Raw genomic sequence first — 21,317 nt, 5'->3', positions numbered from 1 at the left:
AATGTATGGATAGTAAATATATCAGTATTTATCATGAAATACTGGCAAAAATCGAAGATGGCGAAATGGCTGCCGGCAGCAAGCTGCCATCGGAAACCGAAATGATTAGCGAATATGGCGTTTCGCGGGACACTATCCGCAAAGCGCTTCATTTGCTGGAGCAGAACGGGTATATACAAAGAATCCAGGGGAAGGGTTCTTTTGTCCTGGACATCAATAAACTCAGTTTCCCCGTATCGGGTCTGACCAGTTTTAAAGAGCTGGCGCAAAAAATGACGGAACCATGTCTCACGCTGGTAAAAGAACTGGAAAAAATCCCGGCTGATGAGTTTACCAGGGAACAACTGAAATTGCCGGAGCAGGCTGAAGTCTGGAAGACGGTCCGGGTCCGGCAGATCGGCGGGAAAAAGATTATTCTGGATAAGGATTTTCTTGATGCCCGCTATGTGCCTGAACTGACGCAGGCCATTTGTGAGGATTCCATTTATGAGCATCTGGAAACCAAGTTGGGCCTCAAAATCGGCTTTGCCCAGAAAGAAGTCACTGTGCAGCAAGCTACGCAAGAGGATAAAAAATATCTGGATTTTGAAAACTATAACATGGTCGTGGTAGTGAAAAACTATACCTATTTGGAAGATATGACTTTGTTTCAGTACACCGAATCAAGGCACCGGCCGGATAAATTCAAATTTGTCGGTTTCGCCCGGCGAAGCTAAGGCGCGCTGCGGACTGCTGGAAAATCCGACAATGATTAAAAGAAACTCCTGCCCATTCCCGAGGAATGGGCAGGAGTTTTCCACGTTATTATTTTGTGACGCTATACATGCTTGTTAAAAGGACGCCGTCTTTATCACTGCTGAGTTCCCAGGTAAAGATGCCGCCGAGTTCATATTTTTTGACGAAGTCAGCCTTGGCTTTAATTGATTGGGGATCATCGTAGGTTACAAAGATTCCTTTATTGGCGTTAAACAGATAAGGTGCCTGCGCGCTGGCGTCCCAATAACGGATAAAACCATTGGCGGCATTGTATTTTTCTACTAAGTCACAGTATTTTATATCGCCGGCTCCTTGTTGAGAGGCTTTTTGATATAGGCCATGATTCTTGTTGTCAACGCCTGGCCAGAAACGTCCATAGAAGGCCACTCCCAGATTGATCTTATCCGAAGTAAAGCCGCTGTGTAAGTACCGCAGTACGCCGTCCATACTTCCGCCAATACCGCTTTTATCATAAATGCTGTTGAGCAGAGGTGTATGATGCCCTGTTTGTGCCTCCCAGCCGCCATGGAGATCATAGGTCATCAGATTCACATAATCTACGATGCTTGCCAGCTTAGCCGGTTCGGTATTATCAAGATACCAGGGGCTGATGTTAGCGGCGTAGGATAAAAGATAATGTTTGCCGGTTTTGGTTCCCAGCAGGTCCAGTTTATCACGAAGAGCCTGCATTAACAAAGTGAAGTTTTGTTTATCTTCCGGCCTGCTTTTAATAGTTCCCCAGGCGCCGTTAACAGGATATTCCCAGTCCATATCAATACCGTCGATGTTATACTGCTGGATATAATCTGCCGCACTTTGGGCAAAGATTTCCCGGGCCTCCGGTGTCGCCGCCGCATCGGAGAAGCCATCGCCGCCCCAGCCGCCAACGGCAATCAGTACTTTAAGATTGGGATTTTTTTCTTTCATTTTATGTAGTTCAGCATAGTGAGCATCTCCCACAGCCTTGCCGTCAATGACTGTGTTGGCGATTTTTCCATTTTCGATTCTGGCAAAGGACAGATTAATATGGGTCAGCTTGTTAGCGTCAAAACTTTGGGCCGACCAGTTTGTCCAGGCTGCCAGATAGGCGATCACCCTCGGCGAGGTGCTGCTATTTTGAGCAGCCACCGGAAATGCAATAAAGACGGAAACTACGAAAGTTAACAGTAAAATTGTCCACTTTCTCACGACAAATCCTCCCTCGAATATAATCTTGGCTTACAGGTATACCACGGTGTTAGCAACCATCCCTTTCTATTAAAAATATCACACTTATATGGCAATAATAAATTTAAGCAAAATTCATGCCAGAACATGGCTTGTGGGAAGTATTAATTATTTGCCCGCGAGGCTGCAAAGTAGAGTCCTAAGATGTTCTTACTAAGAACTAAAGAGACCATAGCTAAACCGCCCGGATGGCAGTAAACTGCAGTAGGAGAGATTACACACTATGATAGTATAATTGCACACACTAATTAATTTGTGCAATCACAATGAATTTTCAAATCGGAAGAACCGTCCCTGCGTTGAGAAAAAGCAAACTCCAGCCCAATCCCCGGAGGGATTGGGCTGGAGTCTTTCAATCAGTGATTTTTATTGACATTAAAGTGCTTGTATCTATCTCTGACTTCGGCCCGCTTGGCGTTGTTGAACCGGTCAAGCGTACCCACAAGGTAGCCGGTGATGCGGCGAATCCGTTCAAACGGTACAGAGCCGGTCTCACTGCGGCCGCATTTGGGGCAGGTTTCGCCGATGATTCCTTTATAGCCGCATACGGGGTCACGATCGACCGGATGGTTGATCGAACCGTAGCCTACACCTTGTTCCTTCATGCAGCGGATAACCGATTCAAAGGCGTCAAGGTTATCGGAAGGGTCGCCATCCAGCTCGATGTAGGTAATGTGGCCGCCGTTGGTAAGCTTGTGATAGGGGGCTTCCAGACCGATTTTTTCAAAGGCGCTGAGCGGATAGTACACGGGAATATGGAAGGAGTTGGTGTAATATTCGCGCTCGGTGATGCCTGGCAGGCTGCCGAAACGTTTACGGTCGATTTCAATAAATCTTCCTGACAGACCTTCCGCCGGTGTGGCGATTAAGGAGAAGTTCAACCGGTATTTGGCCGCTGCATCGTCCATGCGGCGGCGCATATGAGCGATGATTTCCAGGCCGAGCCGTTGCATTTCTTCCGATTCGCCATGATGTTTTCCCGTTAGGGCTTTAAGGCATTCGGCCAATCCGATAAAACCAACCGTCAAGGTACCATGCTTTAGCACTTCCCGTATTTCGTCATCGGGACCCAGCTTTTCCGAATCAAGCCAAACGCCATCCCCCATCAGGAAGGGGAAATTACGGACTTTTTTGCGGCACTGTATTTCAAACCGGTCCAATAGTTGATCAATGCATAAATCAATCAAATGATCCAGACGGGTATAAAATTCCGGTATGGTGTTGCTTTCAATACCAAGGCGCGGCAAATTGATGGAAGTAAAGCTAAGGTTGCCCCGGCTGTAGACGATCTCGCGGGTGGGATCGTTCACATTGCCGATGACGCGGGTTCGGCAGCCCATATAGGCGATTTCGGTTTCAGGTTGTCCTTCTTTGTAATATTGGAAATTAAACGGAGCATCAATAAACGAGAAGTTGGGGAAGAGCCGTTTGGCGCTGACCCGGCAGGCCAGTTTGAACAGGTCGTAGTTAGGATCGGTGGGGTGATAGTTAACGCCCTCTTTGATTTTAAATATTTGGATTGGGAAAATCGGAGTTTCTCCATAGCCCAGGCCAGCTTCGGTCGCCAGCATAACATTTTTGATGACCAGCCGTCCTTCCGGTGAAGTATCGGTGCCGTAATTGATCGAGCTGAACGGAACCTGCGCTCCGGCGCGGCTGTGCATGGTATTTAAGTTGTGAATAAGCGCTTCCATCGCTTGATAGGTCGCCCGGTCGGTTTCGGCCAGGGCTTGCTCAAAAGCAAAGGCCTGGGCCTTTTGCAGCAGAGCGGCATCAATGGTACGGGAAAGGAGCGCCGCTTCTTCCGTCAGATAGCCGTTGGTGTTGGAAATTTCCGGTGTCAGGTGAAGGCGTTCGCCAATATCATTGGCGGCCGCGGCCACCAGGTCCTTAACTTCCTGTTTGTTCCCGGCAGAGAAGGAAAGAATCTGGATTAGACTATCCAGGTATTTCCGGGCAAAGGTTTTACGGACGCCATCGGACAGACCATAGTCAAAATTGGGAATGCTTTGTCCACCATGCTGGTCGTTTTGGTTGGACTGGATGGCGATACAGGCCAGTGCCGAATAGCTGGCAATATCGTTTGGTTCACGCAGGTAGCCGTGACCGGTGGAGAAGCCGTCTTTAAATAATTTTTGGATATCAATTTGACAACAGGTGGTGGTTAGTGTATAAAACTCAAAATCGTGAATATGAATATCACCATCGCGGTGAGCCTTGGCATGCTCCGGTTTGAGCATATACATTTCATTATAGATTTTAGCGCCTTCGGAGCCATACTTCAGCATGGAACCCATGGCCGTGTCGCCGTCAATATTGGCATTATCCCGTTTTAGGTTGCTTTCCCGGGAATCGCTATGGGTGATTTCCTCGTAGGTTTTCATCAGGCGAGTGTTCATTTCCCGGGCCCTGGTCCGTTCCGCCCGGTAGAGAATATACGCTTTGGCTGCTTTTGACAGGTCGGCGTCGATCAGGACTTTTTCAACAATGTCCTGAATTTCTTCCACCGAAGGAGAATTCGTTTTAACCTGTGATGCCTCCTGGGCAACTTGCCCAGCTAAGGTCATCGCCAGTCTTTCGTCACCGTTGCCTGCTGCCTGCAGGGCTTTGTTAATAGCTGTACTGATTTTTTCCAGATTGAAGGGAACTTCCCGTCCGTCACGTTTTACTATAGTTGTAATCATCGTCAATCGGGGCGCGGTATGCCGCTACCCGCCCTTCCTCCTCTGCATTTGGTCTCTTATACATCATATTACCATATATTGTGTTTGTCAATATATTGACAAACTATATGTTGTGTAGTAAGGAGGAGGTTTTTCACGGATTACAGTAAATGCCGGGAAGCGAGGCAGCATCGGCCCAGGAAGGATTTTCCTTGGTCTGTAGAGAATATATGAAAAAATAGCTGGGTTCTTTTCGTGACTGATATTTCTATATATGGAAGCTAACAAAGCGGGGAGGTTTGACAGATGAACCTGTTTGATTTTGCCTTGACCATGGAACTGGATGGGGAGGCCTATTATAAGGAACTGGCCGCCAAGACTTCACATCCTGACTTAAAAGCCGTGTTGGAGGGGCTGGCGGCGGAAGAACGGCGCCATTATAATATTATCAAGGCAGCCCAAAGCGGGGAGTGGGGGACCGTGCCGGAGCAGCCGGCGCTGTCTGACGTGCCGAATGTCTTTGCTGACAAAACGTTTGAGCTGGTTGATCAGGAGTGTACTATCCCAAGGCTTAAAGCGGAGTCTATTGATCTGTACCGGGCGGCGCTGGATAAGGAAAAAGAGAGCGTAACTCTGTATCAGGAACTGGGTCAAAAGGCGGCAAATCCGGAGGAAAAGACGCTTTGCCAAAAGCTAAGGGAAGAGGAACAAAAGCATGTGGAGTTAATGGATAATATCATTGAAATGTTAAACCGTGTACAGGATTGGGTCGAGTCGGCCGAATTTAATCATCAGGAAATATACTAATAAGAATGAGGTGGCCTTTTTTGGCAAAAAACATAGCAATATTAGGATCGACAGGCTCGATTGGGACACAGACCCTGGATGTGGTAAGACATGTTCCGGGGCTGAAAGTCTGGGGTTTGACGGCCCATGAAAATATAGATTTGCTGGAAAAGCAGGTGGTGGAGTTTGAACCTGTTCTAGTTGCCGTTATGAATGAGCGAAAAGCGGAAGAACTCAGTATGAGGCTAAGCGGCAGAAAGGTAACAGTGCTCGCCGGTTTGGAAGGACTTGTGCAAGTGGCGACGATGACGGAAATCGACACCGTAGTGACTTCGGTAGTGGGCAATGTGGGATTAAAGCCGACCTTTGCGGCGATCCAGGCCGGCAAGGACATCGCCTTGGCTAATAAGGAAACTCTGGTATCGGCCGGCGAATTAATGATCAATGCAGTCAAACAGTATCAGGTTAATATGTATCCGGTCGACAGCGAGCATTCCGCCATATTTCAGTGTCTCCAGGGTAACAGCGGCAATCCGATCAGCCGGCTGCTATTGACGGCTTCGGGGGGGCCGTTCCGGGGCAGAACCCAAAATGAGTTAAAACATGTAACTGCCGCGGATGCCTTAAAACATCCAAACTGGAGTATGGGTAAAAAGATCAGTATTGATTCAGCTACCTTGATGAACAAGGGGCTGGAAGTGATTGAGGCCAAATGGCTGTTTGATGTGGAGCTTTCCCAGATTGAGGTGCTGGTGCATCCGCAGAGCATTGTTCACTCAGCGGTGGAATATGAAGATCATTCGATTATTGCGCAGCTTGGCGAGCATGATATGCGTGTGGCCATTCAATATGCTCTCACTTATCCGGAGCGGGTAGTCAATCCCTATCCGAAAGTGGATTTTACGGTTAGAAATAACCTTACCTTTGAAAAACCGGACATGGAAACCTTTCGTTGCCTAAAGCTGGCCTACCAGGCTATCGAAACAGGCGGTACGATGTGTGCCGTATTAAACGGTGCCAATGAGGTAGCGGTAGAGCGCTTCCTGGCCGGTGAAATCGGCTTCTTGGATATTGCCGCCGTGATTGAGCGGACCATGCAGGCCCATGCAGTAATTTATCAGTACAGCCTGGAAGACCTGCTTGCCGCTGACGAGTGGGCCAAGCAGCATGCGGCGCAAATTAGATTCTAAAGCGGAAAAAGGAATAATTCTATAAGTGAAAAGGGCTGTCCAACGGTAAATACCGTGAGACAGCTCTTTGTTATGCACGATAAGTTTATGATTCCTTTAATACGCGCTGGAGTTTTTCCTTGTCCAGTTCATTTTCCCATTTGGATACCACTACGGTAGCGACACCATTGCCAATCAAATTGGTTAAGGCCCTGGCCTCGGACATAAACCGGTCGATACCCAGAATCAAGGCCAGGCCGGCGACAGGGATGGCGGGAATGGCCGATAAGGTAGCCGCCAGTGTAACAAAACCGCTGCCGGTTACGCCGGAAGCTCCCTTGGAGGTTAGCAGGAGAACGGCCAGAATGGTCAATTGATGAGTTAGGTTAAGGTCGGTGTTCGTGGCTTGGGCCACAAAGATAGCCGCCATGGTCAAATAAATGGAAGTGCCGTCCAGGTTAAAGGAATAACCGGTCGGGATAACCAGGCCGACCACCGATTTGGAGCAGCCCAGATTTTCCAGTTTACGCATGATCCCCGGTAAAGCGCTTTCGGAAGAAGATGTGCCCAGGACAATCAACAGTTCTTCCTTGATATAATTGATAAACTGGAAAATATTAAAACCGGTAAAGCGGGCGATCAGGCCAAGTACGATAAAAATAAACAGTAAACAGGTCAGATAAAAGCTGCCCATTAGTTTAGCCAGCGGCAGCAGCGAGGCCAGTCCGTATTTCCCGATGGTGAAAGACATAGCGCCAAAAGCTCCCAGCGGGGCAACTTTCATAATCAGATTAACGATGGCAAACAGCACATGGGAAACTTCATCAATAAGTCCCAGCAGGCGGTTGCCTTTATCACCCATGGCCGACAGACCGAAACCGAATAACATGGCAAACAGCAATACTTGCAGGATGTCGCCCTTGGCAAAAGCGTCAACAACGGTATTGGGGATAATATTCATCAGGAAATCCACCGTTGTGTGCGTTGCGGCCTCTTTCGTATAGGAGGAGACTGCATTGGCATCCAGCGAACTGATATCGGCATTCATGCCGACGCCGGGCTGAACGACATTGACAATAATCAGGCCGATAACCAAAGCTACGCTGGAGACCAGTTCGAAATACAGCAGGGCTTTGCCGCCGACACGGCCGACCTTTTTCATAGAACCCATACCGGCGATGCCGACCACAACGGTACAAAAAATAATCGGCGTAATGATCATCTTGATTAATTTAATGAAGCCATCACCAAACGGTTTCATTTGTACGGCCAGCGATGGATAGAAATGTCCTAAAAGAACCCCGACTCCAATAGCGAATAGAACTTGGAAATAAAGATATTTGTAAATAGGTTGTTTCATTTGCTAGATATAGCTCCTTTCACTTAGCTAAACTCCGGTTATGGCCGGTTAACAGCTAAAATCGGGGAAAATCAATCCCCTATCTAAATATAGCATCTTTTTTGGTAAAGTAAAGAGCAAAAAACTGTATACAAGATTGCCCCATAGCGGGAAAAATAGTATAACCTACCGTTCTTGTCATAGTTTGTCGTACTGGTTCTAAAAAAACTCCTAAGAGCCAAATGGATTCGACAAATTGGTGAAAATAAAGGGATATTATAGGAGAAAAAATATAGGTAGTAAAGGGCATATGAAAATTGCCTGCCTGCCCGGAGTAAAAGAAGCCAGGGAAGTGGATATACCCGAAACAGAATAAGTGATATAAAGAAAGACTGCCGCAAATTTTTGTTGTGCGGTCTTTTTTGTGGGGAAATAAGGTTAGTTGTATTAATAATATTTAACAAATACTGGACAACTTTAAGTGTTTATTAAGAAACAGTTAACTCGCTGGATTGCCGCTTTTTGGTATGATACTATGAAGCCGGAATGAATTTCCTGGCGTTCCAACCTCAAATATCATGCGGGAACAGAGGGCAACAGAATCTCTCGATCGACTTAGCATGGTGGACAAGGAGGGCTCAAAGAAAACCGCGAGGAAACGTGGAAACTCAATCGGTTTTTAGAGTATCAGGAAAAGAAAAAACTCTCAAGGAGCGAAGAGAATGAAAAAGAAGTTAGCTGTTGCCTTAGCACTTATGTTTGTAACCACTACGGCTGGAACGGTGTTTGCTGCGGAAAACAATCCGTTTAGCAGCATTCCTACCAACCACTGGGCCTATCAATCGGTTAATAAACTGGTAAAAGCCGGTCTGATTGACGGATACGGCGACGGTGATTTCCGTGGCGACAAACCCATCACCCGTTATGAAATGGCCAGTCTGGTAGCCAAAGCCATGTCCAACGAAGAGAAAGCTGATGCCGGTTTAAAAAGCGAACTGACCAAGCTGGAGTCTGAGTTTTCCGGTGAACTGCAAAACCTCGGCGTTCGCGTAACGACTTTGGAAAAAAATCAACCGAATTTCAAAATGAACGGGACTTTTGATACCCGCTATACGGCGAAAAAGACTGAAGATGGTGCGAGTGATGTTAAAGGTGAATATCGGTTAAGATTAAATGGCGAAGCGAAGGTAGACAGCAAAACCTCTTTTGGTGTACGCTTGGTTAACAATGCACCGAACGGTTCGAACTTTAGCAATAACACATGGACGACGTTTGGCAAACCGGATAATGATCAAGATAGTTCTACTTTCCGCATTGACCGTGCTTTTCTGACTACTAAGCTTGGTATATCTGACCTTACTGTTGGTCGTCAGGCATTAAAGCTCGATGCCAATGATTTGTTAATGGACAGTGGTGCCTATAGTTTTGACGGTGTTAAGTCGGCAGTAAAACTTAACAAAAAGGTTACTGTTACATCCAATTATGGCCGTTTGGCCAGTGGCGTGACTTTTTTAAACAGTAAGAAAGTGGATATAAGTGCAGCCGGAGCGTATTATGAAAACTATAAAAATATAGACGTTACTTCCTTGGGCATTAATTACGCTGATAAGAACTTCAACGGGGGTATAACCTATGCTCAATTGAAGAATTACTCCAGCGATTTGGATCTGAAAAAATGGGTGGCTGTAAATGCGGGCTATCTGGTAAATCCTAAACTATCAGTTGCTGCTGAATACGTTACCAATAGCGCTGATCCGGTAAGCACTGTCGTAACCGGCGGTGATAATGCATGGTATGCCAAGGTTCTGTATGGTGATCAGGCATTGAAAAAAGAAGGCCAACAAAATGTAGCCCTGAAATATTATGATGTAGGTGCTAATTCTATTGTGCCAGCCTTCTTTGGACCCGATCCGTTGACTAGAAATGGTAACGGTCATGATTTTAAAGGATTAGGACTTGACTATAATTATGCCTTCAGCCCAACTTTTGGCGGTGAATTGAACTACTATAAAATTGATGATAAAGTAACCAGCACTAACAGCAGCTACCACTACTACCGCGCCGCTTTACATGTGAAATTTTAATCTCCCCATTGACAACTACATAGCTTCAGGCAGGCAACCCTCAGCCTTGCCGTCAATAAAGCCCGGACTTAGTCCGGGCTTTGGGTTTATGTAGTGATTAGGGCTTGTTTGTAAAATATCCGAAACGTCTCCTGATGGTGTTTTTTGTGCCATACTTCGTTAACATTTTTTGAAATAGGGGCCACTATTCCTGCAAAATATTGCCTTGCTTGGCGCAAAAATCACTCGCCATGAGTCATTCCGTTAATTTACAAATAAACCCTAGTGAATAAAGTTCATAAATACTTTTTCTTCGGCTGCCGGCTCAGGCAAATTTGCTTTCCCGGATTCAGCCAGTTTTAGCAGCCAGGCCATATTTTTACCCAATACCCGCATAATCTGTTTTCCTTCTTCATCCTGATTGGCCTCGCCAGGTGCTGTTCCGTGAATGACATTCCAATAGTTCGAGGTGGGTACCAGCATTTCGGCATAATTAATGAAATTGTTAAGCTGCTGGTAGGTGGGAAGGCCGCCGGAACGTCTGACGGCGACAACACTGGCACCCACCTTGTGACGGAGCATACCGCCGTTTACCGAGGTGACATAGAAAGCACGGTCCAGAAAGGATTTCATCGTGCCGGCAATACCGGAAAAATAGACGGGAGAACCGAGAAGAATGCCATCGGCCTGTTTCATTTTTTGAATCCATTCGTTTACGGAATCGGTAGCGATAACACATTTTTCATTTAGGTTTCTGGCACAGCCGTTACAGGCAATACAGCCGTGTATAGTTGAGTTACCGACATGCACAATGTCCACATCAATGCCTGCTTTCTCTAGTTCCTGCGCTACCAGGCGCAACGCGGTATAAGTATTTCCTTCTTTTTTAGGACTTCCGTTAAATGCAACAACTTTCATATGTTTTGACCTCCTTGAATATAAAAAATAAGCTTTGATATTATCGAAGCTTATTTATCTATGGTGAATTAATGATAATCCCAACTATTGCTTTTTGTCAAGAAGCCATGTATAATGCCAGATATAAAAATGGTATCATGGCGGAGGTTGTATGAAAACCATTCAATCCATTGACAGAGCGATGCTGATATTGGAGTATATTGCTCAGCATAACAATACCTGTACACTCACCGATATTAGTACGGCCCTGGAACTAAAACTTCCTACCCTCCATGGTTTTTTAGCGACATTGGAAGCTTGGAATGTAGTTAGTAAAAACGGCAATAAATATTCTCTGGGAGGGAAACTTTTCGAGTTAGGCAAGGTTTTTGAATCCCATTTATCTGTACAAGCTATATTGCATCCTTATTTGGAGCAACTGGCCGCTAAATTTGATGAAACCATCTATCTGGCAATACCCAGCGATAAAAAATTGCTTTATATTGATGAAGTGGAGTCCAAGCATCCGTTGCGGTTATCTTCCATTGTGGGTACTACGGAAGCCTATGAAACGTCGGCTATGGGTATGGCCGTATTGGCCAATTTGCCGGAAGCCTTGTGGCAGGAAGTAGCAGAACAAAGCGGCGTGGAACTTGACCTGCTGCAAAGTAAATTGCTTGGAATTCAAAAGAAAGGGTACTATATTCACCGTAAACCGAATTGTGACTGTTATTGTATTGCCATCGCCTTAGCCGGTATTCATCATACTACGATTGGTATCAGTATGTTTATTCCTGCTTATCGCTATACAGAGGAACTTGCGCAAAAGGTGATTGATGTAATGATTGAAATGCGGGGGAGAATTAGGGCGGAATGGAAACGGTAATAGTCCTTGTTTAAATTAAAGCAGTATCATAAAAGTATAAATCTTATATAACAAATGCTCCGGAGCCTAAAGCCCGGAGCATTTGTTATATAAAGAGGGATTTAAATTTTCAATTTTGACACTTGCCCTTCCTGACATTATAGTGGTTTCTTTTGATTGAAAACTCTGTAAACTCACCCTATAATAAGGCTGTACATGGCAAGTGTACAAATACATAAAATAGGAAGGGGCTAGAAAATGAATGATCACAAGAGCTAACATTCAGGCATTTGGCGGATTTCTCACAGGCATGGTGTTGCCTAACATTGGGGCCTTTATTGCCTGGGGGCTGATTACGGCGCTGTTTATTCCAACAGGCTGGGCTCCCAATGCCGACATTGCCAAACTGGTAGGACCGATGATTGTGTACCTGCTGCCGATGCTCATTGGCTATACCGGCGGTAAGGCGATAGCCGGCACCCGGGGCGGTGTCATGGGAACGATTGCCACCATGGGGGTTATCGTCGGTTCCAGTATACCCATGTTTATCGGTGCGATGATCCTGGGCCCGTTAGGTGGGTATGTCATCAAAAAGTTCGACGAAAAAATGGAAGGCAAAATTCCGGCCGGTTTTGAAATGATTGTAAACAATTTCTCCATCGGTATTTTAGGCATGATTCTGGCGGTTGCCGCCTATAAGACTATCGGGCCGGCTATTTTAGCGGTGAATGAGGTTGTCAGGGTGGGAATTGAAGCACTGGTACAGGCTAATTTGCTGCCTTTGCTGTCGATCTTTAATGAACCGGCCAAGGTCTTATTCCTCAATAACGCCATTGACCAGGGAATTTATGCACCGCTTGGTGTGCAGGCTGCCTTGGAGCAGGGCAAATCTATCTTCTTTATGGTCGCCTCCAGCCCCGGGCCCGGCTTGGGTTTATTATTGGCCTACTGGATGTTTGGCAAAGGGGTCAGTAAGGAATCAGCGCCTACGGCTATCATCATCCACTTCTTTGGCGGTATTCACGAATTATATTTCCCTTACGTTCTAATGAAGCCCAAAATGATTGTGGCCATGATTCTGGGCGGCATGAGCGGTATTCTGACTTTCCAGGCTTTTGGCGCCGGGTTGGTTGCCTTCCCTTCACCGGGAAGTATTATTTCCTTCCTGGCAATGACCCCCAAAGGCGGTTATCTGGCAACATTAGCCGGTGTGGCGGTCGGCACGGCCGTATCATTTGTAGTATCTTCCTTCTTGTTGAAACTGGATACGCAGGAAGTAACGGAAGAAGACTTCGCGTCCTCCAAGGACCTTATGCAGCAGCTTAAAGGAAAAAAGACGGCAACCCCTGTTGCGGTGGCTCAGACTGTGGCGAAAGATATCAACTTAATTGTATTTGCCTGTGACGCCGGCATGGGATCAAGTGCCATGGGCGCTTCCGTATTGCAGGAAAAGCTGAAAAAGTCCGGTGTGGATGTAAAAGTAATAAACACATCGGTAGAAAAAATTCCACAGGACGCCGATTTGGTGATTTGCCATGAAAGCCTTTTGGAACGAGCAAGACGGGCCGCCGCACATGTGGAATTTATTACAATCAAAAACTACGTTGCGGCACCGCAATATGATGACCTGGTAAAACGGCTTTCTCATTAAAATAAAAAAAGGCAAATACAACGACTCGGGAGTGGAGTCCCGTTGGTTGCATTGCCTGGCTACTGAACAGCGGTTTTTGATGTATAGTTTCCCGCTACCATAAAGGCCGCTGTTCAGATAACAACAACTAGAGGGTTTCCGGTTTAACGCGGAAGGAATGGTGTTATGGATAAGCAAGTAATGGCTATTTTAGAATTATTACTCAGTGAATATGAATACATCACGTATAGTTATATTTCGGACAGATTGGATATCAGTGTCCGGACGGTTGCCCGGCATATCAAGAGTCTGGAAGGGTATTTTCATAATCACCGTATCCAAGTTGACACCAGACGCGGCGAGGGAATCCGGTTAATTCTCCCTGACGAAGAACGAACGAAGCTGAAAAAACTGGTCAATAAGAATGACAGCAGCGGTTTACCGGCTGTTGAACGTAAGATCGTCCTGATTTGTGAACTGCTAGGCCTGCAGGAACCGGCGAAATCGTATTACTTTTCATCGGCTTTAAAAATATCACTCGGTACGGTTGGCCGGGACCTGGAGGAAATAGAGCCATGGTTTTCCCAGCAAGGGCTGGTTCTTGTCCGCTGTCGTGGCAACGGTCTCTTTGTGACAGGCGCTGAGAAAGCTTTTCGGGATGCCATCGTTAATTTGCTGATCAGCCATATTGATACGAGGAATATTCATTACAGCTATATTGAGTTTATGGGTCCTGATTTCTTTAAGAAGGAACTGTCGCGCTATACCAAAATCAAGCTGGCCGGATTGATGGATGGCCACCTGCTCGAAAATATCAAGAAAATAGTAGATAACTATGATAAGAATATCAAAGAATCACTTGTGGACGAATCCTACTTTAAGCTAATTTTGCTATTGGGCCTGATGGTCCAAAGACAGGAGAAAAAACTTGTCCTGGACCGGGAAAGCGTACAGACGGTTAAAAGCTTTGCCCAATACGATTATATCATAAAACTGCTGCGGGTTATTGAAAAATATTACAATCTGACGCTGCAGGACTGCGACGTGTACAATATCCTGATTCATTTTGTGGCGGCGCGCCGGCGGCAGGGCCTGGCAGTAGAACAGTCACAGCCTGACAGCCAGTTGGCGGAGCTTGCCTACAAGATTATCAACAATATTCAACAGGAACTGCAGGTCAAGCTTGACTATGACAAAGATTTGTTGAAGCGGCTGCTTGACCATCTTAAGCTGCTAATGATCCGGGCCAGTATGGAAGTGAAGGTGACAAACAATTTCCTGGAACCGATTAAGTCCGATTACCGTCACATTTTTGACGTAGTAAAAAAACACATTGCCTTTTTGGAAGAGGTTATCGGTAAGCCGGTCAGCGACGAGGAAGTAGGCTATATTACCATTCATTTTGCCGCATCGCTGGTTGCCCTGGAAAACAATGCAAAATCAATCCGGGCTATCGTGATCTGCATGAGCGGCATTGGCACTTCCAAGATACTGGTGGAAAAAATCAAACAGGAAGTCAAGCCGGTGAATATTGTGGCGACCATATCCAGTCATGCGATCAATGAAATTGAACTGTCGGAACAGGGGATTGATTTAATTATTTCTTCCGTGAAGATCGAAACCTTTATCCTTCCCGTAGTCGTGGTCAATCCGCTGCTCAGGGAGGAAGACAAGCTGCGGTTGAACCGGAAAATCAATGAAATTGAAGAACGGAAAAACATTGTTTCCATTACGAAAAGAGTTACCGATAAGGCAGTTCAAACCAAGCAGCCCGAGAGTGGCGGCAAGGATACGGGATATTATCTGGCGCTCATTCATCGGCTGCTGGAGCATTTTTACTATCAGGACCAGCTTGTTGTGAAAACAAAACAAGAATTGATTGGCCACATCGCGAGGACCATTGTTGATGCCGAGGCCCTGCAGGCAACAATTTTAAGAAATCTGCTTAAGCGAGAGGAGTATGGCAGTACGGTCATTGATGAGAAAGGCCTGGTCTTATTGCACTGCCGGGCCGGTGATTGCCTGCGGGTGGGGATTGCCAGACTGGCTGTTCCGGTTGACGATTTGACTAACGATCCGCCGGCGAAGATCCGCACAGCCTTTATTGTTGTTCTGCCACAGGAAGATGATGACCGGATCGTAGAAATGGTCAGCCAGATCAGTAAAGCCTTGATCGTTGATAAAACATTCTTATATGAGGTTTGTGACGGGAATAAGGAAATAGCGGTAGAAAGCATCAGCCGCATTCTGTTTAACTTTATATCATAAGTCTGGGGGAAATGGATATGGAACAAACTATTTTATTGCCGGAAAATATTGCAATCAACCTGGCAACCACATCAAAGGAAGCAGCGATTATAGCGGCAGGGAACATGCTGGTAGATAGGGGTTATGTGCGCAAATCCTATATACAGGGCATGCTGGAACGGGAAACAGTTTGTAATACGTATATCGGCAATGGCGTTGCCATTCCTCACGGAACTCATGGAGCTAAACAGGAAATTCTCCGGTCCGGGATTGTTGTGCTGCAGTATAAAGAAGGAATTGACTATAACGGAGATAAGGCCTATTTAGTCATCGGCATAGCCGGTGCCGGCGACGATCATCTGGCGATTCTGTCCCGAATCGCTCTAACTATTCAAGACATGGCTACGGTCAACCGTTTGGTACAGACCGAGCAGGCTGCTGAAATATATGAAACTTTATTAAAACTTAATGAAGTCTGAGAAAGTGAGGAGAGCATGTGGGAGAGGCAGAAATGATAAAGCAGGAATTGGTAGAAATTTCTCCTTCGCTGATTTGTACGGACCTGTGCAATGTGGCTGAGGAAGTACAGCAAATGGAAGCGCTCGGCATTCGTTCGCTGCATGTCGATTTAATTGACGGCCACTTCAGTCCCAGCATGCCGTTGGGGCTGGCTACAGTGGCACAACTGCGTAAACGGTGCCGAATGGATTTTGATGTACATGTTATGGCCACCGATAATGAGTTTTTTATTAAGGAATTGCTGGCTATCGGAGTGCAAAGTATTACGTTCCATTATGAGGCGGCTTTTCATGTGGAACGGCTGCTGCAAATGATTAAGGCAGCCGGCTGCCAGGCAGGAATTGCCCTGAATCCGGCGACTCCCTTGTCGGTGCTGGATTATGTGCTTGAACACTGTGATTATGTATTGCTGATGCTGATTAGTCCGGGCTATGCCGGAAACCAGGGCGAAGCTATGGTGCCCTACGCCCTGCGCAAGATTGAGGAATGCCGGCAATATATCCGGCGCAGCGGCCGGACGACGAGAATTATGGTGGATGGACGGGTTTCGCTGGAGGCTATTCCGGCGGTGGTTGCTGCCGGGGCCGACTGCCTGGTGGCCGGAAGCACCAGCTTATTCAGCCGGGAACGGACGCTGGCTGAAAACTACCGTCAAATGAAGGACAAAATTACCCAGGGGCTGGCGGCGAGGAATTTTTCGTGAAAGGATGGGTGACTATGAGTTACCGGGAGACGTATCAAACGATTCTGGAGGAATGCGAAACGGCACTGGGAAAAGTGAAGGAAGACGATGTGAAGCAATTTATTGAGCTGCTGCTAGAGTCGGAGAAGGTCTTTTTCATTGGTGTCGGCCGGGTGAAGCTGGCGGTAGAGGCCTTTGCCAAGCGGCTGGCTCATTTGGGTATTGCTACTTACATTGTCGGTCAGATTACTGAACCGGCGATGACCGATAAGGATATGCTGGTGGTGGCATCAGGCAGCGGTGAATCACTGGTTCCGGTGGCTATTGCCCGTAAGGCAAAACAAATCGGTGGCAAAGTCGTTCACCTGGGATCTAATCCACAAAGTTCATTGGCACCGATTACCGATTTAATGGTGAGAATTCCCGTCCAGACCAAGCTGTATTTAGCTGATGAAATCCAGTCCCAGCAGCCTATGTCGAGTTTGTTTGAACAAACGCTGCTGCTTTTGGGCGATACCATTGCCAAAATGATTGTGGAAAAAGAACAAATTGAGCTTAAAACTTTGTGGCAGTTTCATGCCAATTTAGAATAGCGGCAGGGAGATGGATGCTTTGATGAGAGCGGTGCATTTCGGTGCAGGCAATATTGGACGCGGCTTTATCGGCAGCCTGCTGCACCATTCGGGCTATGCGGTTACTTTTGTTGATGTTAACAAAACCTTGGTGCAGGCTTTGCGTGAGAAAAAAAGCTATGAAGTAGTATTCATTGACGAACAGGACGGCAGGGAAGTTATTGCCGGTGTTTCGGCTCTTGATGCCGGTGAGGAACAGGCGGTTATTGAGGCCATTGTCGAGGCTGATTTGATTACCACGGCAGTATTTGTGACCATGCTGGACCATATTGCCGGTGTCATTGCCAAGGGCTTGCGGGAAAGAATGAAGAAAAATCAAAAGCCCTTGCATATTATGGCCTGTGAAAACGCGGTTAACGCCAGTTCGGTTTTAAAAGCGGCGGTTTACCGGCAGCTTACCCCGGCGGAACAACAGGCGGCTGAAGTCGTAAGCGGCTTTCCTAATGTAGCCATTGACCGGCAGGCGATAAACAGGCAGCAAGGAGAGATAACGACAGCTTATGTGGAACGGTTTTATGAAATGACCGTTAATGAAAGTCAGTTGATTGACGGTATAAAACCGCTGCAGAATGTCAGCTATGTGCGGGAGCTGGAGCCATACATTGAAAGAAAGCTGTTTTTAGTCAATGCCGCCCATGCCATAACAGCGTATATGGGTTATTTGTACCGTTGCGCAACCATCCAGCAGGCGTTGGCGCAGCCGGAAATTCTAACCGTTGTAAACCGGGCGTTGACGGAGACCGCTTGCCTGTTACAGGTGAAACACGGATTTTCCCCGGTAGAGTTACAAACGTATATTCAAACGCTGCTGCGGCGGTTTGCCAATCCCTTATTAGCTGACCAGATAGCAAGAGTGGCTCGCTCACCCCTTCGCAAGCTGGGCATGAATGAGCGCCTTGTCGCTCCGGCCAGGCAACTGCTAGCCAGAAATCTGCCGGCCGAGTATGTAAGTATGGGAATTGCGGCTGCTTTGCTGTATGATGCGGAGCAGGATGAAGAAGCGGAACAATTGCAAATCTATTTGAGGGACAATGGTCTGGAGCAAACTTTGCTACACTACAGCGGTCTGGGCAAGGAAGGGCCGTTGCTGAATTTGATTAAAGCAAAACTAGATGAGTTACGGAAATTAACGGGAAGGACTGGCAGGGTATAAGCTGGTATGGCTGGCCGGGGAAAAGGGATTTTCCGGCGGCAAATAAGGGTTTTTCTAATATTTCACACAAATCGCTTTATTGACAAAAAATAAAAAATTCTGTAAACTGTAGATGGTTGCAAATGTAAAAACAGAATAGCGGTTCGCGATTCGACATAAAAATACATAGGTACAATTGCATAAATAAACAGGATGGATAACTAGAGAATCCCCTTGTGTTCGTGGCAACGAGTACAAGGGGGTTTTGTCTATATAAATAAGTCTGTTATACATGTGGAGATGGGGGCTGCAGCAAACGACGGGGAAGGAGTGAGAGTGCGGTAACCGGACAGAGGCGAAGCCGGGCGACAGAAGTCTTTCAGCCATCGCATGCAAAAGCATGTATAAAGTATACCAGGAGTAGAGGAGAGGTTGCATTGCAGACGAAATTGATCGGCTGTTTTGTTACGGTTTTAATTGTTACGGGAATGTTGGCTGCCGTTATAGCGCAACAAGCGGGTTTTTTTTGGTCTGTTGGCGTTGTCATTTGTCTGGCAACCGTGTCGGGGGTCATCTTGTCTCAGTTTTCGCCTGAAAAAGCCAGAGAAATTCCTGTAACGCCAGAACGCAAGGAGGCTGTTGTGCCTCCGGATGAAACGATTGATATGTATGGAATTGCGGAATCATTGTCTTTTATTTCTCAACAATTGGCCTGGGTCGTCAGCCAAAGCAGCACAGCCCTAAAAAAGATGACGAACATGTCCCATGACATTGCCCGGGAAAGTGAAACCACCGCCAGCAGTGCCGAGGAAACTTCAGCGGGGGTAGAGGAAATCGCCGCCAATTCGGCTGTAGTTGCCAATGCCTCTCAGGCGGCATTGGAGCAATGTCAAGAATCCTGTAGCTTGACGGTACATAATCAGCGGGAAATTGTCAAATCCAGCAATAGTATGCTGGAGGTGGCAGAGGTGGTGCAGGATTCGGTAGTGGCCATGGATGAATTAATTGCAGCATCACAAAAAATCGGTGAATTTGTCGGTAAAATTCAGGGCATTGCCAGCCAGACCAATTTATTGGCTTTGAATGCGGCCATTGAGGCGGCCAGAGCCGGCGAAGCCGGGCGCGGCTTTGCGGTAGTCGCCGAAGAGGTCCGGAAATTATCCGGGGAAAGTGAAGCGGTAAGCCGGGAAATTGAGGAAACGGTAAAAGATATTACCGCCAAGACGCAGGCCGCGACAGCCAGTATGCAAAGCGGTAAGACGAAAATTGAAGGAATCGGGCAGATGGCCAAAGCTTCGGCCGAAGGGATGCAGGTAGTGGTGGAACGGGTTCAGCAGATTGAGGAAACGGTAGCCAAGCTGTGCCAGCTTTCTACCGATCAGCAAAGAACCACCGGTCAAATGGCCACTGCTGTAGAAAGTATCGGCTCGGCCACTGTGGAAATCGCTGGCGGCACGCAGGAAGCGCTGCAGAGCATCGCCCAGCAGGAAAAAAGTATGGAAGAAATTCTGCTTCATGCCAAGCAGATGACGGCTACGGTGGATAAAATTCAGGAAGTGGCTGTTCATTTTAAAAAAGCGAATGAATTGGTGTTCGGCTTTAATCCTTTTACTAACCCCAAAAATATTAAAGAAAACTATACGCCGCTGCTGGAAGCGGTGGGACGGAAACTGGGTCTCCAGGTTCGCGTCATTATTGTTTCCGACTACGATTCGCTGGGGCGGTCTTTGTTGCATAATACCATCGATTTAGGCTGGTTTTCTCCCTTTGCCTATGTTTCAGCCAAATCGAAAGGCAATGTGACGCCCTTGGTTACCACGGTGGTCAATAACAACGCATCCTACGTCGGATACATTGTTGCCCGCAAAGACAGTGATATTCAGTCGCTGGAACACCTGCGCAATAAACGGTTTGCTTTTGTAGACAAGCAATCGGCTTCCGGCTATATTTATCCCCGGGCGATGCTGCTGCAGGCCGGGAAGGATCCGGAGCACTTCTTTAGTGAATCGGTGTTCCTTGGCAGCCACAACCGGGTTATCGAAGCCGTCCTGGACGGAACGGTTGATGCCGGCGGGACCTATTCGGAAGCGGTTGATGCCGCCAGACTTGCCGGCCGGCCGGTGGACAATCTGCGCATTCTCACCAAGACAGAACCTATCCCCAAGGATGCCATTGCCGCACGTCCCGGCCTGGAACCGGAAATTATCCGGCAGATACAGCAGGCTCTGATGACGATGACGGCACAGGGCGAAATGGGGGCGATTATGAAGCGCAGCGGGCTGACTGGATTTATTGAAGCGAAAGACGAGTACTATGATGTGATCAGAAAGGTCGCCAACAGTAGCCGGTAAACAACGGAAAATAGCGAATACGCAAAGGACAATCTTTTTTAGATTGTCCTTTGTGGTTTTTTTGCGTAAGCGAATACCACATGCTATGCATGTGGTTCCAAAAAGCTTATAGCTATACGTCGAAAAAAACAGCCTCTTTTGTTAGAATAAATGCAGGTTTGCCGACCGCATAACTCTAAACAAAGGAGGCGCATCCAATGGATGATACTAAGAGTTTAGCACAATAGTAAATGGCGGTGCAAATATCATATAGTATTTGCACCAAAATATCGTAGACAGGTGATATATGGAAAAATAAAAGCGGATATAGGAGTGATTCTAAGGAAGCTGTGTGAGTACAAAGGTGTGGAAATTTTAGA

General features: G+C 46.9%; 16 protein-coding genes and 1 pseudogene. 13 read left to right on the top strand and 4 right to left on the bottom strand.

Features of this window, described 5'->3' with window-relative positions; translation table 11 throughout:
* The first annotated feature begins 5 nt into the window (after positions 1 to 5).
* Entirely contained in the window at positions 6 to 716 is a 711-nt protein-coding gene (gene treR, locus F3H20_RS13700) for a trehalose operon repressor (protein WP_149735475.1), read from the top strand.
* A gap of 88 nt (positions 717 to 804) precedes the next feature.
* Here the strand turns inward: treR and F3H20_RS13695 are convergent, their stop codons facing one another.
* Together F3H20_RS13695 and F3H20_RS13690 are read right to left on the bottom strand one after the other, a co-directional pair.
* Positions 805 to 1,944 (bottom strand): glycoside hydrolase family 18 protein, encoded by a 1,140-nt coding sequence (locus F3H20_RS13695; protein WP_188128336.1) that lies wholly within the window; start codon positions 1,942 to 1,944, stop codon positions 805 to 807.
* Positions 1,945 to 2,339: 395 nt separating this feature from the next.
* Entirely contained in the window at positions 2,340 to 4,667 is a 2,328-nt protein-coding gene (locus tag F3H20_RS13690) for an anaerobic ribonucleoside triphosphate reductase (RefSeq protein ID WP_149735473.1), read from the bottom strand.
* Positions 4,668 to 4,952: 285 nt separating this feature from the next.
* On the opposite strand from F3H20_RS13690, the gene F3H20_RS13685 reads away from it, so the two are divergent.
* Entirely contained in the window at positions 4,953 to 5,453 is a 501-nt protein-coding gene (locus F3H20_RS13685; RefSeq protein ID WP_149735472.1) for a ferritin-like domain-containing protein, read from the top strand.
* Positions 5,454 to 5,473: 20 nt separating this feature from the next.
* The gene (locus F3H20_RS13680) at positions 5,474 to 6,622 is read left to right on the top strand and encodes a 1-deoxy-D-xylulose-5-phosphate reductoisomerase (protein WP_188128335.1); all 1,149 of its coding nucleotides are present in this window, start codon (positions 5,474 to 5,476) and stop codon (positions 6,620 to 6,622) included.
* An 85-nt stretch (positions 6,623 to 6,707) separates the two neighbouring features.
* Here the strand turns inward: F3H20_RS13680 and F3H20_RS13675 are convergent, their stop codons facing one another.
* Positions 6,708 to 7,961 (bottom strand): dicarboxylate/amino acid:cation symporter, encoded by a 1,254-nt coding sequence (locus F3H20_RS13675; protein WP_149735470.1) that lies wholly within the window; start codon positions 7,959 to 7,961, stop codon positions 6,708 to 6,710.
* 701 nt (positions 7,962 to 8,662) lie between these two features.
* Here F3H20_RS13675 and F3H20_RS13670 point away from each other — a divergent pair.
* Positions 8,663 to 10,024, top strand: a complete 1,362-nt coding sequence (locus F3H20_RS13670) for an S-layer homology domain-containing protein (protein WP_149735469.1) — start codon at positions 8,663 to 8,665, stop codon at positions 10,022 to 10,024.
* A gap of 261 nt (positions 10,025 to 10,285) precedes the next feature.
* Here F3H20_RS13670 and F3H20_RS13665 read toward each other — a convergent pair whose 3' ends face one another.
* Positions 10,286 to 10,921, bottom strand: coding sequence for a flavodoxin family protein (locus F3H20_RS13665; RefSeq protein WP_149735468.1), 636 nt, complete (start codon positions 10,919 to 10,921; stop codon positions 10,286 to 10,288).
* Between the two features lie 151 nt (positions 10,922 to 11,072).
* Between F3H20_RS13665 and F3H20_RS13660 the strand changes: the two genes are divergently transcribed.
* The 9 genes and pseudogenes from F3H20_RS13660 to F3H20_RS13620 all read left to right on the top strand — a co-directional run.
* On the top strand, positions 11,073 to 11,786 hold the full coding sequence (locus tag F3H20_RS13660) for an IclR family transcriptional regulator (RefSeq protein WP_149735467.1): 714 nt from the start codon (positions 11,073 to 11,075) through the stop codon (positions 11,784 to 11,786).
* A gap of 241 nt (positions 11,787 to 12,027) precedes the next feature.
* Positions 12,028 to 13,416, top strand: coding sequence for a PTS mannitol transporter subunit IICB (locus tag F3H20_RS13655; RefSeq protein WP_149735466.1), 1,389 nt, complete (start codon positions 12,028 to 12,030; stop codon positions 13,414 to 13,416).
* A 165-nt stretch (positions 13,417 to 13,581) separates the two neighbouring features.
* Complete coding sequence (locus tag F3H20_RS13650; protein ID WP_149735465.1) at positions 13,582 to 15,663, top strand: BglG family transcription antiterminator; 2,082 nt, start codon at positions 13,582 to 13,584, stop codon at positions 15,661 to 15,663.
* Positions 15,664 to 15,680: 17 nt separating this feature from the next.
* Positions 15,681 to 16,121 (top strand): PTS sugar transporter subunit IIA, encoded by a 441-nt coding sequence (locus F3H20_RS13645; RefSeq protein WP_091747591.1) that lies wholly within the window; start codon positions 15,681 to 15,683, stop codon positions 16,119 to 16,121.
* Positions 16,122 to 16,153: 32 nt separating this feature from the next.
* Positions 16,154 to 16,864, top strand: a complete 711-nt coding sequence (locus F3H20_RS13640) for a ribulose-phosphate 3-epimerase (RefSeq protein WP_149735464.1) — start codon at positions 16,154 to 16,156, stop codon at positions 16,862 to 16,864.
* Positions 16,861 to 17,436: a 6-phospho-3-hexuloisomerase gene (gene hxlB, locus F3H20_RS13635; RefSeq protein ID WP_223191768.1), complete on the top strand. Its 576-nt coding sequence runs from the start codon at positions 16,861 to 16,863 to the stop codon at positions 17,434 to 17,436. The genes F3H20_RS13640 and hxlB overlap by 4 nt, the downstream gene beginning before the upstream one ends.
* A gap of 22 nt (positions 17,437 to 17,458) precedes the next feature.
* A complete protein-coding gene (locus F3H20_RS13630) occupies positions 17,459 to 18,628 on the top strand; it encodes a mannitol-1-phosphate 5-dehydrogenase (protein ID WP_223191773.1) in 1,170 nt (389 codons plus the stop codon).
* A 416-nt stretch (positions 18,629 to 19,044) separates the two neighbouring features.
* Positions 19,045 to 20,958, top strand: coding sequence for a phosphate/phosphite/phosphonate ABC transporter substrate-binding protein (gene phnD / locus F3H20_RS13625; protein WP_149735462.1), 1,914 nt, complete (start codon positions 19,045 to 19,047; stop codon positions 20,956 to 20,958).
* A gap of 197 nt (positions 20,959 to 21,155) precedes the next feature.
* Positions 21,156 to 21,317, top strand: a pseudogene (locus tag F3H20_RS13620) (transposase); the annotation flags it as partial.

The organism is Propionispora hippei DSM 15287 (assembly GCF_900141835.1).
Classification (GTDB): Bacteria; Bacillota; Negativicutes; order Propionisporales; family Propionisporaceae; genus Propionispora; species Propionispora hippei.
This window is presented reverse-complemented; position numbering and strand designations above follow the sequence as displayed.

Coding starts and splice junctions, on each gene's coding strand:
- treR (WP_149735475.1), top strand. CDS start 6: ATGGATAGTAAATATATCAGTATTTATCATGAAATACTGGCAAAAATC.
- F3H20_RS13690 (WP_149735473.1), bottom strand. CDS start 4,667: ATGATTACAACTATAGTAAAACGTGACGGACGGGAAGTTCCCTTCAAT.
- F3H20_RS13685 (WP_149735472.1), top strand. CDS start 4,953: ATGAACCTGTTTGATTTTGCCTTGACCATGGAACTGGATGGGGAGGCC.
- F3H20_RS13675 (WP_149735470.1), bottom strand. CDS start 7,961: ATGAAACAACCTATTTACAAATATCTTTATTTCCAAGTTCTATTCGCT.
- F3H20_RS13670 (WP_149735469.1), top strand. CDS start 8,663: ATGAAAAAGAAGTTAGCTGTTGCCTTAGCACTTATGTTTGTAACCACT.
- F3H20_RS13665 (WP_149735468.1), bottom strand. CDS start 10,921: ATGAAAGTTGTTGCATTTAACGGAAGTCCTAAAAAAGAAGGAAATACT.
- F3H20_RS13660 (WP_149735467.1), top strand. CDS start 11,073: ATGAAAACCATTCAATCCATTGACAGAGCGATGCTGATATTGGAGTAT.
- F3H20_RS13655 (WP_149735466.1), top strand. CDS start 12,028: ATGATCACAAGAGCTAACATTCAGGCATTTGGCGGATTTCTCACAGGC.
- F3H20_RS13650 (WP_149735465.1), top strand. CDS start 13,582: ATGGATAAGCAAGTAATGGCTATTTTAGAATTATTACTCAGTGAATAT.
- F3H20_RS13645 (WP_091747591.1), top strand. CDS start 15,681: ATGGAACAAACTATTTTATTGCCGGAAAATATTGCAATCAACCTGGCA.
- F3H20_RS13640 (WP_149735464.1), top strand. CDS start 16,154: ATGATAAAGCAGGAATTGGTAGAAATTTCTCCTTCGCTGATTTGTACG.
- F3H20_RS13630 (WP_223191773.1), top strand. CDS start 17,459: ATGAGAGCGGTGCATTTCGGTGCAGGCAATATTGGACGCGGCTTTATC.